The sequence below is a fragment of the Enhygromyxa salina genome (assembly GCF_000737335.2).
In the GTDB taxonomy this organism is placed as follows: Bacteria; Myxococcota_A; Polyangia; order Nannocystales; family Nannocystaceae; genus Plesiocystis; species Plesiocystis salina_C.
In genome coordinates this window covers 1-17,208 of sequence record NZ_JMCC02000028.1, presented here as the reverse complement: position 1 = coordinate 17,208, position 17,208 = coordinate 1, and the positions used below count along the sequence as shown (strand labels likewise).

General features: G+C 66.0%; 12 protein-coding genes. 7 read left to right on the top strand and 5 right to left on the bottom strand.

What is annotated here, in order from left to right; translation table 11 throughout:
• Positions 1-31 precede the first annotated feature (31 nt).
• Positions 32-1,315: a TMEM143 family protein gene (locus DB30_RS11855; protein ID WP_165703723.1), complete on the top strand. Its 1,284-nt coding sequence runs from the start codon at positions 32-34 to the stop codon at positions 1,313-1,315.
• A gap of 27 nt (positions 1,316-1,342) precedes the next feature.
• Here the strand turns inward: DB30_RS11855 and DB30_RS11850 are convergent, their stop codons facing one another.
• Positions 1,343-1,660, bottom strand: coding sequence for a phosphopantetheine-binding protein (locus DB30_RS11850; protein ID WP_146658572.1), 318 nt, complete (start codon positions 1,658-1,660; stop codon positions 1,343-1,345).
• 206 nt (positions 1,661-1,866) lie between these two features.
• Between DB30_RS11850 and DB30_RS11845 the strand changes: the two genes are divergently transcribed.
• The 3 genes from DB30_RS11845 (at position 1,867) to DB30_RS11835 (ending at position 4,107) form a co-directional block, all read left to right on the top strand.
• Positions 1,867-2,526 carry a hypothetical protein gene (locus DB30_RS11845; protein ID WP_052548519.1) on the top strand — a complete coding sequence of 220 codons (660 nt, stop codon included), beginning with the start codon at positions 1,867-1,869 and terminating at the stop codon, positions 2,524-2,526.
• A 113-nt stretch (positions 2,527-2,639) separates the two neighbouring features.
• On the top strand, positions 2,640-3,359 hold the full coding sequence (locus DB30_RS11840; protein ID WP_146658571.1) for a hypothetical protein: 720 nt from the start codon (positions 2,640-2,642) through the stop codon (positions 3,357-3,359).
• Between the two features lie 37 nt (positions 3,360-3,396).
• Positions 3,397-4,107 carry a hypothetical protein gene (locus DB30_RS11835; RefSeq protein ID WP_146658570.1) on the top strand — a complete coding sequence of 237 codons (711 nt, stop codon included), beginning with the start codon at positions 3,397-3,399 and terminating at the stop codon, positions 4,105-4,107.
• Between the two features lie 7 nt (positions 4,108-4,114).
• Here the strand turns inward: DB30_RS11835 and DB30_RS11830 are convergent, their stop codons facing one another.
• The 3 genes from DB30_RS11830 to DB30_RS11820 form a co-directional block, all read right to left on the bottom strand.
• The gene (locus DB30_RS11830; protein ID WP_052548516.1) at positions 4,115-4,783 is read right to left on the bottom strand and encodes a hypothetical protein; all 669 of its coding nucleotides are present in this window, start codon (positions 4,781-4,783) and stop codon (positions 4,115-4,117) included.
• 143 nt (positions 4,784-4,926) lie between these two features.
• Positions 4,927-7,389: a DNA methyltransferase gene (locus tag DB30_RS11825; RefSeq protein WP_052548515.1), complete on the bottom strand. Its 2,463-nt coding sequence runs from the start codon at positions 7,387-7,389 to the stop codon at positions 4,927-4,929.
• 48 nt (positions 7,390-7,437) lie between these two features.
• On the bottom strand, positions 7,438-7,785 hold the full coding sequence (locus DB30_RS11820; RefSeq protein WP_052548514.1) for a hypothetical protein: 348 nt from the start codon (positions 7,783-7,785) through the stop codon (positions 7,438-7,440).
• A gap of 440 nt (positions 7,786-8,225) precedes the next feature.
• Here DB30_RS11820 and DB30_RS11815 point away from each other — a divergent pair, with 440 nt between their 5' ends.
• The 3 genes from DB30_RS11815 to DB30_RS11805 all read left to right on the top strand — a co-directional run bounded on the left by DB30_RS11815 (position 8,226) and on the right by DB30_RS11805 (position 14,077).
• The gene (locus tag DB30_RS11815; protein ID WP_146658569.1) at positions 8,226-9,818 is read left to right on the top strand and encodes a hypothetical protein; all 1,593 of its coding nucleotides are present in this window, start codon (positions 8,226-8,228) and stop codon (positions 9,816-9,818) included.
• Between the two features lie 89 nt (positions 9,819-9,907).
• Complete coding sequence (locus tag DB30_RS11810) at positions 9,908-11,581, top strand: glycosyltransferase family 39 protein (RefSeq protein WP_052548512.1); 1,674 nt, start codon at positions 9,908-9,910, stop codon at positions 11,579-11,581.
• Between the two features lie 279 nt (positions 11,582-11,860).
• Positions 11,861-14,077, top strand: a complete 2,217-nt coding sequence (locus tag DB30_RS11805; protein ID WP_146658568.1) for a carboxypeptidase-like regulatory domain-containing protein — start codon at positions 11,861-11,863, stop codon at positions 14,075-14,077.
• Between the two features lie 161 nt (positions 14,078-14,238).
• Here the strand turns inward: DB30_RS11805 and DB30_RS11800 are convergent, their stop codons facing one another.
• A complete protein-coding gene (locus tag DB30_RS11800; RefSeq protein WP_146658567.1) occupies positions 14,239-17,124 on the bottom strand; it encodes a WD40 repeat domain-containing protein in 2,886 nt (961 codons plus the stop codon).
• Positions 17,125-17,208 lie beyond the last annotated feature (84 nt).

Sequence of the window (17,208 nt, the reverse complement as noted above, 5' to 3'; positions counted from 1 at the left end):
GTGTGTGTGGGTTATGCTGCGCGCCTGGAGCATGGCTCGGTTTCAAGACATTCCGGTGCCTCGCCGCGACGTACTCGCGGCCCTGCTCGACGAGGTGTCCGCGACGGAAGACGCTGCGGAGCTGGCCACGATGCGGGCGTTGTTCGACACGCTGACCGCCATCTACCACTTCGAGTTCCACGCCGAGCTCGAGCTGATGAAGCGCAGCTACGCGCCGTTCAACCCGGACCTCGACGACGAGCGCTTCGACGTCGCAACGGACTCCACCGAGGCGCGCGCGCAGCAGCTCAACCAGCGGCTGCGATCGGTGCTCGAGCGCGGCAACTACAAGAAGCTGACCGATGAAGACATCACCCACGCGTTCGCCGAGCGATCGTTGTTTCCGCTCGCCGTGGTCGTTGACACCTCGGTCTACGAAGAGGCCGTGATCTACGCCCGCGGCGAGACCGAGCGGACGGCGGAGGTCCCACGCTGGTATGGGCTGCGCCAGCGGGTCATCCAGGTCCCGACCTTCGATCGGGTGTGTCTCTACATTCGCTTCAAGCCCCAAGCCGAGCTCGAGCAACCGCAGACCCGACGCTCGCGCGCCAAGTTCGAGCCAGGAACGACGATCCTCAAGCTGTTTCGCAACATCCCAAAGGCCGACCTGGAGATCCTGTTTCCCAACTGCCAGCTCGAGATGCGCGCGTCCGACAAGCTGTTCTTTGGGGTCCCCGCGCTGCTGGGTGGGATCCCCGTGATCGCCAAGATGATCCCGGCCGCGTTCGCGCTGGCGATCCTGCTTGGCCTTCGCCGTGGAGAGATCGACACCGGCTCGATCATCACGGGCCTCACCGGTCTGGTCGTGCTTGGGGCCTACCTGTTTCGGCAGTGGGGCAAGTTCAGGAACCGCCGGGTCCTGTTCAACAAAGAGCTGACCGAGAACCTCTATTTTCGCAACCTCGACAACAACGAGGGGGTCTTGACCCGGCTCGTCGACGAGGCCGAAGAGGAGGAGTGCAAGGAGGCGCTGTTGGCCTACTTCTTCCTGCATCGGGCAACCACAGCCTCACCACCGAGCAGCCTGACCGAACCCGAGCTCGACGCCGCCGTAGAGGCATGGCTCAGCGAGCGATTTCAAGTCACGATCGACTTCGAGATCGGCGACGCGCTCACCAAGCTCGAGGCCCTGGGCATGGTCGTCCACGATGACCAGCAGCGCTACACCGCGTGCTCGCCCGAAGACACCCTGGCCCAGCTACACGTCCGCTGGGACGCGATCCTAGATCGTCCGCAAAGCACGACCCGGTCACGACCATCGGCACGGCGCCAGTGAGCCCCGCCTTGGTCGTGACATTGGCTGCTAACCAGCGCCTGGGGCCAGCGCCGCCCCGCGTGCCTGCTGCTGCTCTAGAAACTCGGCGAGGCTGCGCACGCTGGTGTAGATGCGCTGGTTGGCCGCGTCGTCGCCCTCTGTGGTGATCCCGAACCGCCGGTGCACGGCCATCGCCAGCTCGAGCATGTCGATCGAGTCGAGCCCGACCCCGGCCGACGCCAGCGGCGCCTCGCTGTCGATGTCTTCCGGCGAGGTCTCATCGAGCTTCAGGGCGTCGATGATGAGGACCTTGAGTTCCACCTCGAGCTGCTCCCGGGTCATCTTGCGTGCGGCGTCGCCGGGCATGGGCGCGATGATGGTAGACGGCGGCTCCGTGGGCGTCCAGCTGATGCGCGCCCCGTGGCCACCTCCGCGGTCAAATTCGACGCTTCGGGGCCGTCCTGGGCGACACGGGACCCGCGTTGACCCAGGCGCGACCCCCTCGCGCGCACGCCACGGGGTGCTCGCGTCGTGGTCGGGAACCTCGGGCCCGCGCGCGCGTCCGTCGGCCCATGCGTGCCGCGATCGCCCCAGCCTTGGTCCTGATCCTCTCAATTCTGATCTCGACCGCGGGCTGTGGCCACCCTCCGAGCGTCGCCCCCTTCACCGAGCTCGGCGTCGCCCTGCCCCCGGCCGTGTTCGTCGAGCAGCTTGGTGCCGCCCCGCCCGGCGTCGTCGAGCTTGGCCCGGCCTGCCCGGCCGAGGTCGGCGTCGCCCCAACCTCTTTCTTCGAGGACCGCGTGTTGGTTCGGCTCCCTCCCGGGGTCGAGGGCGAGCAGGTCCCCGAACAGAGCCCCAACTTCGCGCGTAGTCACAGCCCGATCGCGATGGGCTGCGAGTCTGGGCTGACGGCCTCGGTGTTCGTTGACAGCCAGCGAGACACGGGCAAGCGAGGGCTCGCGGGCGCGCGCGAGCGCTTGTTCTCCAACCTCAATTTCCCGGACCAGCGCGACATCGACATCATCAAGGGCTCGGACGAGGGCGAGGACATCTCGTTGGTCATGAGCTTCCCCGAGCACCCGGTGTGGGGCAGCGTCCGCGTGTATCTGCGCATGGCCGAGCGCTACGGACGGATCCACACGATTGGATTCCTGGCCGATCAGCGCAGCTACCATCAGCTCGAGCCGCTGTTTCGGGCCTCCGCGACGACCATGGTGATCGTGCCCGGTTGATCGTGCCCGGTTGGTCGTGCCCGGCTGGGTCGAGCGGCCGCGTGCGCAAACGGGTGACGCCCGCGTCCGCGGCGTCCGTCACGATGGCCATCCCCGCGCGTATGGTTGGCCCCGTGCAGACCACCCCACACGGCTGGCAGATCATCGACGCGGACGCGGGTGTCTTGGCTCTCACCTATCAGTTTGGGCCCGGCGCGACCGCCAATTGCTTCGTCGCCAAGCTTGCGAGCGGCGGCCTGCTGGTGATCAGCCCGCCGCCCAAGATCTCGACGCAGGAGCTCGAGGATCTCGCGGCCTTCGGCACGGTCGAGGCGATCGCCACCAACAACGGCTTTCACCACCTGGGTCTCGGGCGCTGGCGCGAGCTGTTTCCGAACGCCCGGTTGTTCGCGGCCCCCGGCGCGGCCGAGCGAATCGCCAAGAAGTCCAACAACGCCGGCGAGCTCGAGCCATTGTCTGCTTTGCAGCCACTGCTGGGTGATGACGTCGCGGTCGTCGAGACCCCCGCGAGCAAGTGCGGTGAGACCTGGGCGCGGGCCAAGATCCAAGGTGGCTACGCTTGGTACGCGTCGGACATCCTCGCCAACATGGACCTGCCGCCCAAATTCATGGCGCGGATGCTGTTCAAGCTGACCAAGAGCGCACCCGGCTACCGCGTGTTTCACTTGGCGCACAAGTTCATGGCCACGGACAAGCGGGCCGTGCTGCAGGCGATGCTCGACGATGTTCGCCAGCACCCGCCCACGGTCATGATCCCCGCCCACGGAGAGATCCTCGACGCGGCCTCGGTCGCCCAGGACACAGAAAATTTGCTCGTCGCCGAGACCGGGTGAGCTGCCTGTCCCCCAGCGTCTGTGGTATGGGACGGGCGTGCGCACAACAATGATTCTCTTGGCGAGCGTGACCTTCGGCCTGGCTGCGTGTGACAAGGGTGGCGATCCACCCGCGGCAACCAAGGACGACGCGAAGGTCGCCGACGAAGGCAAGTCAGACGACGCGGCCCAGGCGGACGCCAAGCCGACCGGGCCTGACTTCTCAAAGTGGGACACGCAGGCCAAGGGCAAGGCCTGGCAGGGATCGTGGCTCGCCAAAGAGAACGGCAAGATCCAGGCGTGGACGATCACCGGAGACAAGGTCCAGACCTGGGACGGCGAACAGGAGAAGGCGTTCACGCTGGTCGTCGAGTCCCCGTGCAAGGTGTCGTTCAAGAATGACGCCGGCATGAGCTTCCCGCGGCCGTTCTCGGTCGTCGGGGGCAAGCTGCGCTACGGCGCGGGCGGGTACCGGTCCGGCGCCGAGGTGATCTTCTGCGACGACTCCGGCTCGGTCTATACGATTGACGCAACCGGCAAGTGCAGCGAGTACGAGGACGACTTCGGAAAGTGGAAGCAGAAGGATGGCGACTGCGGGGTCGAGAAAAACGATGAGGGCGCCGAGGTCTTCGTCCACGGTGACCCAAACGGCGGCAAGTGGGTGATCGAGGGCGACGCGATCGTGCCGCGGGGTAGCTTTGTGACCGAAGCGGTGGAGGGCGACTTCGCGGCAGCAAAGCTGGCGCGCGACGCCAAAGCTGCCGAGTGACGGCCGCCTACAGGTCGAAGCTGTCGCCCTCGACGTGCACGAGCCCGTCGAGCGTGTAGAGGCCGCGAAGTGTCCGCGGCACATGTTGGCAGCTCTCGCAGTCATCCTCGACCCACGACAGCTCCTGGTCGCGCTCCTCCTCCTCGCAGGTGTCGATCATCTCTGGCACCAACAGCTCGAGCTCGAACCATATGGCGTCCCCGTGGCCGGTGACCGACGCCTGCTCGACCTCCACGTAGTGTGCCCCGCAGCGCGGAGCGAAGCTCTGGCTCCCCCACGTGGCGATCACATCACCTGCCGCCACTGCGTCCCCAAACTCCACGGCAACCCGGACGAACGACCCCCACACTCCATCGTCATCGATCTCGTGGTGCAGGATGAGCTTGGGTCCCGCGCCCTCACATCCGGCAATACACAGCTCTTCCAGCGCAGCTTGGGCGGAGCTGGGCCACTTGCTGCGGTCCTCGACCGTCGAGCTCATCAGGACTACCCAGAGCTCGCGCCAGTCGATCGCGTTGGGCTGATCTTCGGGCGCGCGGGTCGGGGCCGGGCTCGCTTTGGCTGGCGTCGGTTCGGCTGGCCCGAGGTCGGCGCTGATCGGATCAGGGCACGTGGCTGGTGCGGTGCTGCACGCGAGCGGCAGCAGCGGGACCAGGAGCAGTGAACGAAGGCGCATCGCCGATCTCTACCGCGCTTCGCCTGGGACGCGGCTTTGTATCTCTTGGATGTCGTCCTTCGCCGTCAACGGGCACAACGACACCCGCTTCGCCCAGCTCGAGGCCGTCGACGCGTGCGGTCGGCAACGCGGGGAGCCGCGGGCTACCCACCGCTGCGCGCAGCGTTGAGCGCGAACAGCCGATCGATCACCTCACGGTCAAACGCCGCCCGCGGGCCAAGATACTCGGGGACCGCGATGTCTCCCCAACCGTAGGCCGCCAGCACCGCGCGATCGACCTGTACATGCAGCGCGCGCAGCTCCTGCACCTTCGGCGCCTGCACGCCCGGATCTGCCAGCGCATTGTAGATCTTCGTCAGCCCCACGTTCGCGTCGAGCATGTACTGCCCGCGGGCCCGCTCGAGCCGCTCGCCCGCGAGCTCGAGCTTGGGTCCGAACGTTGGCAACGCGAAGCAGCCGAAGCAATCGCTGGGTGAGTAGTTGATCCCGGCGTTGCGCATGGTCGAGCTCAACAGCCACGCCCACGCCGCGTGGACCCGCGACTGCAACACCGCGAACGCAGCGTGGGAGTCGAGCGGGAACACGCACAGCTTGTGTGAGAACAGCCGCCGCGCAGGCTGAAACGCGAACACCAAGTGCTTGTTCACCAGCGAGGTGACCAGGCACCTCGACAGGGGCGCCAGCGCGGCGTGCAGGGAGGGCGTGGCGCGGCCGTGCTGCCACCAATAGGCCTTGCGGCGGCGCCCGTCGGCGTTGTCGCCCAGCTTGTCGCGCCGGGGCTTGACCTCGCGGCGAACGATCTCGAGCAGCATGGGCCACGCGCTCGCTTCGGCCAGCGAGAGCTGTTCGAAGTCGATCGCAAATCGATTGGCAGCCTGGGTTGGCGAGGTGTTGACCTGCTCGCCGCCGATGTAGGGGCGGATCCGTTCGGCGTTGCGTGGGTCCTTGGCGATGAGCTCGTCGCGCTGCGCTGGCGTGAGCACGAACCCGCGACCGAGCACGTAGGTGCCAATGAACGCGAGCTTGGCGTTGGCCGCGAGCGGGACCGGATCCGCCCGCTCGGCGCAGGGCCGCAGGCGACTGTCGATGCACGCGACCGCCCGGCCGTTGAGCCGCGGGGCGATCCCTGCCACGCCACGCGCGAGGTGGACGATCGAGACCGTGACGTTCGCGGCTCCAGGCCACTCGAGGTGCTCGACCGCCGTGTAGATTTGGACACCGTCAGCAACCAGCGCGGCGAGCCCGGTCGTGCGGGTGTCGCCTTGGCCGATCGTGTTGGTTGCGACCAACCCGATCGTCCCGCCGTCGTCGCCCAGCAGCAGGTTCGCGCGGCGAAAAAAGTGAGCCGCGTAGTCGGCGTTGCCGTGAGACCCCGGGTGCTGCAGCTTGAGCCAGTCGAGGTAGGGCCGCCCACGCTTGGCGAGGATCCCATTCTTGCCGAGGAAGGGTGGGTTGCCGATGATCACGTCGAAGCCCCTCGACCCGAGCTCGGGGAACTCCAGCCACCAGTGAAACGGCCTGACGCCGCCCTGATCGGGCCCGCCGAGCTGCCCGATCCGATCGAGCACGCGGGCCCGGGCGTCGGCGCGTGCGCGGAGCTTGGTCGAGCACGAGAACGCCTGGATCACCTGGTCGGCGAGCGCCCGCGCCGGGCCCAGATCAACAGCGGCCTGGCGGAGCGCCGCGCCGCGCTGCTCGGGCGCAAGCCCACCAAGCTGCTCGCGCACGCTCGCGCAACGGGCCAGCGCCCGCTCGACGATCTGTGTCGCGGCGCTCGGGATCTCGGCGGGGCGCTCTACGTCCCAGTGCAGGCGTCGCAGCTGTTCGACGCTCAGCCCAATCAGCGAGTCGCCGCAGCGCAGCGCGTGATCGAAGCAGTCAAACCCAAGCGCGCCAGCGTGGGTCTCGAGCCACAGCGAGAGCTTGCCGAGCTCGACGGCGTCGGGATCCTCGTCAACCCCAAACAGGTTGGTCAGCGCGATACTCGAGCCGTGATCACCGACCCCTTGCCTGGCGCCAAGCCAGCGCAGCGCGGCCAGCAAGAGCACCCCCGATCCCATCGCGGGATCGCACACGCGCAGCGAGGCCAGGTCTCGCTCGTTGGCCACCGGCTCGAGGGCGCAGGCGGCGATCTGATCGGCCAGCTCGCGGGGCGTATAGTGTGTGCTCGTTCGACGCCGCTCCTTGGGCGAGCGCATGGTCTCGTAGACGCGGCCGAGCAGCTCGACCTCGGCGTGGGCGGACGCGCACAGGCAGTCGAGCAGCGCGAGCACGGTCGCGTCACACGGGGCGGCCGTCGCGAGCAGGGCCAGCCGGTCCGGCCCAAACAGGCGGCCGCCACGACGCTCGTGCAGCTCGGCAAACAGGTCCATGAGCCGCGGCCACGCGCTGGCGGGCCGGGTGGCTGGGCTGGCTTGCCGCAGGCGCGCGTGCAGCCGGCTCAGCTCACCCCCGAGCAACCCGCGAGCGTCGGCGAGAAACAAGAAGAGCAGCCGGAGCACGAGCGTGAGCCGCTCTGCATGCAGCCGCGCCGACTCGCCCTCGCGCGGATCCGCAGCGACGCCGCGCAGCAACGTCATGGCCTCGGCGGCGGGCAGGACAGACATCGCGCGCGCCGATGATACTGGCGCGGCAGGCTCCTCGCGCGTCGCCGATCAATTCACGCAGCTACAGCTGGCTTCGTCCCACGCAAAGCCGACTTCGCAGCGAGAGATGACATTGCAGGTGCTGCCGCAGTTGCCGATCTCCGTGCAAGTCTGGGTGCAACCTTGGTCGGGCTCGCACGCCTCGCAGCTCCACTCGCAGGAGGCGATCGGGCCATCCAACTGCGAGCTCAGGCCTTGGCTATTTTCGCGATCGATCCGAACGCGATCGCGATGATAGTCAGGGTGGAGCGAATCGGTTTGCGCGGGCCCGGTGCGGTCTTGCCCAACGCTTCCACCGAGCACAGGCGCGAGCGCCAGGCCGAGCAACAGCGTTGAGAGGGTGATGAGCTTGTACATGGGGGACCTGAGGGCCGAGCTGCCCCATTCTTGAAGCGTTTGGGGTGCCGATCAACACTTCTTTGGCAGGGCTCAAAGCCAACCTTGGGCGCCGGCGATTGGTCTTTAGATCGAAAAAGTGGCTGTGCAGGCGCAGAAACGGCGCGGTAATCTCGCTCTAGGCGCGATAGCTCACGAGATATCTGGAAAAATTGGTCTTCCGACGTGGTCGTTTGGCCGTTCTTGGAGCGATGTCGCGCGGCTCGCAGACGGCGCGTCACGTACGCAGAGACATGACCGCCGGAGCACGCGTGTGCCCTGTCCAGTCGTGCAGCAACGGATCCTGGACGCTCCCTCTCCACGGCGCGCGAGTTCCATTCGGGAGTATGTTGGCGTCGATGAGTCTTTGCAGAGTCTTACCGCTCACGCTCGTGGTTTTGTTGACACCGATCGGATGCGAGATGATTTCGCTCTGTGAGGTCCCCGGGCACGAACACAAGTGCGCGGCCGAGGATGAGTCGACGGAGAGCAGCGGCGATGGCGATGGCGACGGTGATCCCGGCGACGGCGACGGTGATCCCGGCGACGGCGACGGCGACGGCGACGACAACGGCCTGCCACCGGTCATCGATGCCTTCACCATCAACGGCAGCGGCACACCAGCTCCCATCGAGGTCGCCGGCGCGGCCAAGCTGCTTGCCCTCGCCTCGGATCCCGACGGTGACCTCGTCCGCGTCGAGTTCCAGGCGACGGGTCAGCTACTCGGCTCTGTCAGTGGTGCTGGCCCCGACTTCGAGCTCGAGTGGCTCATCAGCGGTGCCGAGAACAACGACAGCCACACGGTCACGGCAGTTGCCTACGACGCCAAGGACAACGCCAGCGCGCCAATCATGCTCGAGCTCGGCGTGGCGATGCCCGATGGTGGCGGCGAGGTCGATCAATGGATCTACGACGGAGGGCTGCTCGACGCAGTCTACGACGTCGCGGTATCGCCCGACGGTGATCAAGTCCTGCTCGTCGGTCAAACATCGACGATGAACGGCAGCGGTCAGCGGGTCGACCGCGTCGTGGGTCCTCTGTGGGCGGACAAGGTCAAGACCGACTCGGTCGCGGCCGCTGGCGTGGTGTGGTCGCAAGGGACCTTCGTCGTCGCCGGCTCGCTGTTCGCCAACATGGCGCTCGACACGGCTCTGTACGACTTCGACGCAGGCGGCACGATCGCTCAGCAGTGGGTGTTTGATGGGTCCAGGCCCGAGCTCGGCAACCCGGAGATCATCGACACGCCAAACGGACTCGAGCGCGACAGCACGGGGCGGTTGTACGTGATCGGCACGTATTCACCGCTGTCTGGACCGCAGATGGGGATCACCGCCAGCTTCTTGCTCGCTGTCACACCGAACGGCGACCAGGAATGGCTGCGTTGGCCCACGCAAGATCCAAACATTGAAGGCAGCCCGGTGCTCACCGAGCTCGCGGTGTCCAGCACCGATGCGCTGGCGACCGTCGGCACCCGCGATGTGGGCGGACCTCGAATGTGGGTGTCTCGTTGGAACTCAGACGGCCAGCTCACCAGCGAGCATGAGGTTGGCGACGGAACAGCCAGCGAAGGCCACGCGATCGCGTTTGCTGAGGACGACTCGCTGTACATTGGCGGGGGCGTGGTCGCGAATGGCGAGGTGAAGTCGTGGATGCGCAAGCTGGACGCCCAGGACAACGAGCTGTGGACGGCTCAGCCGATGCACGTCGGCCGGGGGGTGACCGCGGGGATCGCCGTCGATCCCTGGGGTGAGGTTGTCACGGTGTCGACACAAGCGTGCTCGCAGGATGGTGACAGCCTGACCGACTGCGAGCTGGTCGTGCGCAAGTACGATGCCAAGGGCACGCTCATGTGGTTCGAGATCTGGGACACGGAGAACTTCGTGGGCCCGGTGGCCAACCTGCCCGGCTTCGACGCGTCGCTGGCGATCGACCGCTTCGGGTACATCTACGTGACCGCCGTCGTCTACAACGGCAACACGGGCACGGACTGGTGGGCTCGCAAGCTACATCCCTAAGGACACGTGCAGCGACTACACTGCGCGCCACGGTGAGCGACACGAGCACATCGAGCGAGCGCATCCGGGGGCTCCTCGAACATCGAGCGATGCTGTGGGTATGCGTCCTGCTCGGGATCCTCCTCGCCAGCCCCGCGCTCGGCTCGGGATTGCTGGCGGATGACTTTGGCCAGCGCGCGTTCATCCTGGCCAAGCTGGGCGGCCACGCCGAGCAGCCGTGGTGGGACATGTTCGTGCTCGTTGGGGCGACGCCCGAAGAGCTCGAGCGGATGCGCTACTTCGGCCAAATTCCGTGGTGGAGCAGCTCTGAAGTTCACATTGCGTTCTGGCGGCCACTGACCGCGGTGACCCACTACCTCGACTACATGCTGTGGCCAGAGACGCCGTGGCTGATGCACCTCCACCAGCTCGCCTGGCACGGCTTGGCCTGCGGCCTCGCGTGGGCACTGTACCGGCGGCTGGCAAGCTCGACTTGCGCCGCAGGTGCGGCCGCGCTCGGGTTCTCCTTGACCCACCTGCACGTGTCAGCGGCCGCTTGGTTGGCCCACCGGAACGCGGTGTTGGTCGTGGTGTTCGCGTTGCTGTGCCTGCTCGCGCACGATCGCTGGCGGCGAGATCGGTGGCGGCCGGGCGCGGTGTTGGGTCCGGCAGCGTTGCTCGCGGGATTGCTGGCAGGCGAGATGGGCGTGGCCGTGCTCGGATTCCTGATCGGATATGCCTTGATGATCGAGCACGGTGGCACGGGAAGGCGCATCGCTACGCTCGCCCCGTACGTGCTCGTGATCATCATCTGGCGCGTTGCCCACGACACCCTCGGGCATGTCGTGTTTGGCTCGGGCGTCTACGTTGACCCGATCACGGAACCCCTGCTGTGGCTGTCGGGCATGCCCGAGCGCGCGCTGGAGCTGCTCGTGTACTTGTTCGGCCCGCCGGGGCCGATCGACGCGGCGGCGCTCGGGCGAGTCTTCGGCGCAGTCTTGGTCATGCTCGCCGTGGCGTTGGTAGCCGCGCGAGGCGAGCCGGAGCTTCGCCGCCGGATCGGCTTCGTGGCGTGCGCGGTCCCGCTGAGCCTCGTGCCGCTAACGACCACCATTCCACACGACCGCGTACTCGTGCTCGCGACGATCGGCTCATGCCTTGCGTTCGGCGAGGTGATCGCGGCGGCCCTGCAGTCCGCTCGCACGTTGGTCCTCGAGCGGCTCGCCGCGCTGGTCGTGATCGTCGTCCACTACGTGCTGAGCCCTGCCGCGTCGTTGTTCGTGGCCGCGAACGTCGACCGCCTGCGAGTGGAGAGCGCCGAATACCCGATCGCTGCGTCACTCGACGATGCCGAGCTGCGTCGACAGTCGCTGGTCATCGTGCATGCGCCCAACTTGCTGCTCGCGTCGCTGCTCTCGCCCTCCCGCGTGGCGCGGGGCCTCAATCGACCCAACTTCACGTGGGTGCTCCATGCCGAGCCGTCGTCCAACCTCCAGGTCCGCCAGATCGATGCGCGGACACTCGAGCTTCAAGACGACGAGGGATGGCTGCGCAGCCCCGACAGCACCTTGATGCGCAGCCCGACCCAGCCGTTCGAGGTGGGCGACGAGGTCGCAACGCTCGATTTTCGGGTGCGGGTTCTCGAGGTCGCCGATGGACGGCCAACGCGGATCTCCGTGCAGTTCCGAACAGACTTGGACGATCCCTCGTTCGCGGTGGTGACGTGGACGGGCGACGACTTCGAACCGTGTCCCGCAGCGGGCGGGAGTTGCCCGGATCCGTAGCCGACTCCAATCCGCCGGTAGTTAGCCGCAGATCGGCTTGTAGGGCTCCGAACTCGGCGATGTTGGGCACGCTCGACCTCGAGCGTGCGATGGGAACGAGGCGTGGGCCCTCGAACACCGCCAACCTCACCTCCCCGCCGCCTCCCCAAATTGGCCGTTTGGCTAGCCCAACCATCAAAATTTCCCGTACGTGAGACGGCGCACTATCGCCCGTGAGTTATATTTAATGCATTTTTTTTTGTTTAGCCTAGCGTACGAAGTGCACAAGGCGGCCCTCAAATGAGCCGGGTTTTCAAGATAGCGGCAATCGCGATCGTCATATTGATGATTGCCATCGCGATCATCGCCACGAGCCAAACGTGGGACCAGGGCAAACCACCCGTTCGTAGCAGCACATCGCCAACCGAAGCAAGTCGCGCTGCCGACACGTCGCCGTTCGGCGAAGTGAACCCGCTGCTTGCATGCTCCGTGACGGCGCACGTGCGAAACGAAAGCAACGTGGCCTTGGGGGCTGCCTCAGTGTGTATCCACGATGCAATCACCCTCAACCAGGTGAGTTGCGTGGCTACGGACCAATCCGGCCAAGGTCACCTGGAGTGGCCATGCGTCGATCCCGATGTCATGATCGCATTGGCGAGCAAAAATGGATATGCTCAAGTGAGCGGCGCGCGTTTCCCCGCTTCGCCCCACAAGAATGCCGTTGTAGAGTTGGTGCTGTTCCCAGCAAGCCGACAGGTACAAGGCCGAGTCGAGGACATATTCGGCGGTCCACTCAACGGCGCGTGGGTTTGGGCTGCTTGTACCGGGCTGAAAGGTGCATGGGAGGCGGAGGTCGCGGCCAGTGCTATAAGTGACGACGATGGGCGATTCTCTCTGAATTTCACGAATCGTTGTACCGCCGACAAGCTACTCGTCAAGGCCGAAGGCTACGCAAACCACTCTCAGGACATTAGCAAAGCCGACAACGAGATCCTGATCAAGCTCTCGCCAGAGTCAGTGATCCGAGGTACCGTGCTCAGCGACGGACAGCCTGTCGAAAGCGCCTCCGTGACAGCGATCACAGCGCGGTTTGGAGAGAGCCAGGCGCTTCGCTCCGTGAGCGGACCGGACGGGCGCTTCGAGATTACAGGCGTTCCTCCTGGCCAATGGATCGTTGAGGCGCAGAGGCGTCCGCTGCGAGGTGCAGCTGATGGCGTCGTTCAAGTCGGGATTGGGGAACGGGCTGCGCCAGTTACCATTCATCTGGTTGAGATGGCACTCGTTCGGGTCACCCTCGAAAGCGAGCAAGAGACCCCTTGTGCGGGCGGCGTGGGGAGCATTTGGCCTGTGAGCGACGCGGGCTTGAACTATGGAGTTCTTTCAAAGGAATCTATTGACCAAAGCGGAGAGATTCTGTTCCACGGGGTCGGAGACGGAAAGTACATTGTGCGAGTAGACTGTCGAGGATACAGTCCACTGCAAAGTGCCGAGTTCCAGGTCGCGGCGCCCGAACACAAAAATGTATCGATTCCCATGCCCCCCGGCGACACTGTCACCGGGATGGTCATCTCGGCCGTCGGCGACCCGGTCGGAGCATGTAGCGTCAGCGTGGGCGGCACCGTCGAGCGTTGCGACGAGAACGGCGAATTTGAGGTTTTCGTCACTGACGCCACGACCTTTCCTGCCACCATCACCGCCAACGGATCGAATGGTGAGTCGGCGAGCCTCGAACTCTCCAAGCCGACCCGCAACATCACTCTCCAATTTTCGGAGAGCGTCACCACACGAGGCAGGGTTGTGTCGTCCACCGGTATTGGAGTTCGCTCTCTCACGCTCGAGGGTGAGCAAGTTCAGTGCTCCACTACAGACTCAAACGGGGCTTTCACTTGCACTCACACGCCTCCCGTTTCCCGGGAAGTTGAGCTTACAGCGAGCCGCCGCGACATCTTCCTTGGCCAAGCAATGGTTAGCGTCGGCGCGCGGGATGCTGTAATAATCACGAACACGGCAGATATCTCCGGCCAAGTCATTCGGGACTCCGGGATGCCGGTCGAGTTTGCCAACGTCGCAGTGTGGGAAGAAATCGATGGTCGCAGGGCCTCCGTCGGATCGGTCACGGCGGACGTCGAGGGTAATTTTGTCATCGGGGGGGCCCGTGCCCATGTCAGTCACATTGTCACGGCTGTCGCGCCCGATGGTTCGAGCGGCGAGACCACGACGGTGAATGGCCCGGTTACCCTTCTCATGTCAGATCCCATCGAGTTGGCCATCGACGTCCAACCATGTGCCGGAAGCCTGAACACTGGGCGAGCTACCGTCCGGGCCGAGGGCAAAATTATGCCAGTGCTTTCGCGTGTATTCGTTATCAGCGGTTCGGGCAAAGCTAGGATTGCCTTAGGCAGCGTCGCTGCCGGTACTTATGACGTGACGGTGGAAATTCCGGCTTGTGGAACAAAAAAGTTGAGTCATTCAATTGCTGGGACGGAAGAAAGGGCCACTATCACTGTGAGCTTTTAGGTGTGATGCTCGCGGCCCTCAACTACTGGCTGCTCTTGCTCGAGGTGTCGAGCAAGACGGTGGACGACCCGAATTCAGCATCCACGCGTTCGAGGCCTCGCAGGTCGAGGCCGCGATCGGGTCGCTGAACGACAAAGGTGCTCCGGCACCTCGGCTCCCCCTCAGCCGCAGATCGGCTTGTACGGCTGACCCGGCAGCCAGTCCTGCCACTCGGCTTCAGTTGGACTGCGCCCAACCGCGTAGCAGCCAAGCTGGACCATGCGCGGTGGGGTCATGGGCCAGACCCGAGCGGTCCCATCGTAGCTGCCGGTCAGCAAGAAGCTGCCGTCGACCGGCATGACCATGGCCGAGACTTTCTTTTCATGACCCCGCAGCAGCTGGTGATCATCGCGGCCTTCGAGCGGCTCGGGGTACCAGATGTGCACGCTGCCGTCGCCGTTGCCGGTGTACAGGCGCTTGCTGTCGGGCCCGAAGTAGACCCACTCGACGCCGTTGGAGTCGATCATCTCCAGGGCGCGGGACCCCTCTTCGGGGTGCTCGGAGCTGCGGTCCCACAGCCGCACGGTGCCGTCGCGGCTGCCGGTTGCGATCCACCGGCCGTCGTTGGAGAAGCTGGCGCTGTTGATCGTGTCGGTGTGGCCGCGCAGGACCAAGGTGGCCTTGTTGAGCCCGTCGTCGCTCATGCTCCACACGCGGGCGTTGCGGTCGGCGCTGCCCGTGATCATCACGGAGCCGTCCGGTTTGAAGCCGACCATCCAGATCTCGCGCTCGTGCGGCTTGAACCGCTGCTTGGGCTCGCCAAGCGGCGCGTTGAGATCCCAGGTCATCAGCGCCCCGGTGATGTCGGCCGAGATCAGCAGGCTGTCGTCGGGCGAGATCGCGAGACGCACGACCTCGTCGTTGTGAGCGACCAGCTCGGTGCCGGACCAGCCGGACTCGGCCGACCACGCGCGCACGGACTTGTCGGCGCTGCACGAGAACAGCCGCGACCCGTCGGAGCTGAACACCAGGTCCATGATCTCGCCAGTGTGCCCCTCGAGCTTCTTGACGGTCTCGTTTGGGTTGTCCTTGACGATGTCCCAGATCAGGATGTTTTGGTCCTGCCCAGCGGTCGCGGCGTAGCGGCCACCGGGGGCGAGCGCGGCGGCGTTGATCGGCTTTTCGTGACCCACCAAGACGTCGCGTGGAAACGGGCGACCGCTCTGCTCGAACTCCCAGAGCACGGCCTTGGTGTCACTGCCGGCGCTGATGAAGCGCTTGCCGTCGCGGCTGATGTCGACGTCGTTGATCGTGCCGGTGTGCAGGCGGGCCGGGAAGTAGTTGCCGTTGGACGCGTCGGTGCCCCCGCGGTAGTCCCAGACGAACGCGTTGCCGTCGATCGAGCCAGAGACCATGGACCGACCGTCGGCGGACAGGGCCACGGCCACGGCGTCGCGGGTGTGACCGGCGAACTCGATGGTCTCGACGACCTGCGCGCGCTTGGCCAGGTTCCACGCGATGACCTTGGCGTCCTTGCCCGCGGTCACGGCCCAGGTGCTGCTCGCGTCGACGCGCAGCTGGTTGATGAGCTGCTCGTGGCCCTTGAAGGTGACGCCCGTCGCCGCTGGATCCTTGGCTTGTAGCTCCCAGATCTTGAGGGTGTTGTCGCTCGACGCGGTCACGGCGAGCTTGGAGTCTGGCGTGATCGCAATGTCGTTGATCGGGCCGGTGTGGCCGATCAACACGACCGGGTTGCGCCACGGCGCCGCCGAGCTCAGGTCCCACATGCGCGCGGTCTGATCTTGGCCACCGCTGATCAACCAGCGACCGTCGTTGCTGACGTCAACGGCGAGCACCGGGGCCTCGTGACCGCTGAGCGAGATCCGCTTGCCAACCCGGCCATTGTCGAGCGCCCAGATCTTCACGGTGGCGTCGTCGCTGACCGTGTAGGCGGCTCGGCCGTCGCCCGCGATCGCCACGTCGGTGATCACGCCTTCGTGACCCGAGATCGCCCCAGTCGGGCTGCTGGGATCAGCGGCGTGCAGATCCCAGATGCGTGGGCGCCCGTCTTCCGCGGATGAAGAAATCATCCAGCGCCCGTCGGTCGAGAAGTCGAGCTTGTTGACCTTGCCCGTGTGATCCCGAAGGATCCGCGTGTCGGTGCCGGGATCGTCGGCCCGAAGATCCCACAGACGAATGGTGCGATCTTCTGCCGTGGTGACCAGCCAGCGCCCGTCGGGGCTGGCTTCCGCCAAGATGATCGGGCCCTGGTGACCACGCAGGTGCACGGGCTTGGTGCTGCCCGTGGACAGGTTCCAGACCATCGCCTCCTTGCCCGCGGTCGCGATGGCTTTGTCGCCCTTCGGAGACAACGCGACGGCGCTGACGGCCTTGCCGCTGCCCGCGTTGAGCTCGTCGACCAGCGCGCGGCCGCGGGTATGGGCCAGGCTGGTTCGCAGCGCACGATCTGGATCGGACCCAGCCACGACCGGGGTCGCGGCGACGAGGTGCAGGGCCGCCGCGGCGATCAGCGCCGCGGTGCGTGCGTCGGTCTCGGCGGTGGCGACCGCGTCGGCGGCCGCCTTGTTGGCGATCTTGTAGATCTCGTCTTCGCCCTCGCGCGTGAGCTCGCCGGTCTCGGTGTCGCCGTCGTCGTTGTCGTCACTGCCGCTGGGATCGCTGCCGATCAGCAGCTTGGCGACCAGACCACCGGCGGCGATCGTGCCCACGCCGGCGCCAATGATCCCCGCGACGCGGATCAGCTTCTTGCGCTTGCGGTTCTTGCTGGCCTCGATGTACTCGCGGTGCAGCGCGGTCGGCTTGGGATCCCGGTTGCGGTTGCGCTGGTACCAGACCTCCGCCTCTTTGATGTTCTTGCCGTCGAGCAGCGTGTTGTCGCTGCGACCGCTGTCGTCCCACGCGTTGGCGAGCTCGTCCCAGCGCATGTACTCGTCGTCGGGCTCGCCGGCCTTGCGACGCTCTGGGCGTGCGGGGACCCGCGAGCCAAGCCCGCCGCCTGAATCAGCGCCAGGCATCGCACCGACCGCGCCGCCGGCCAGACTGGGCATGCCGCCAGCTCCGGCACCACCTGCGCCAGGCGCAAACGCGGCGCCGAGCGAGGGACCGCCGCTGAGCGAGGGCCCACCGCTGAG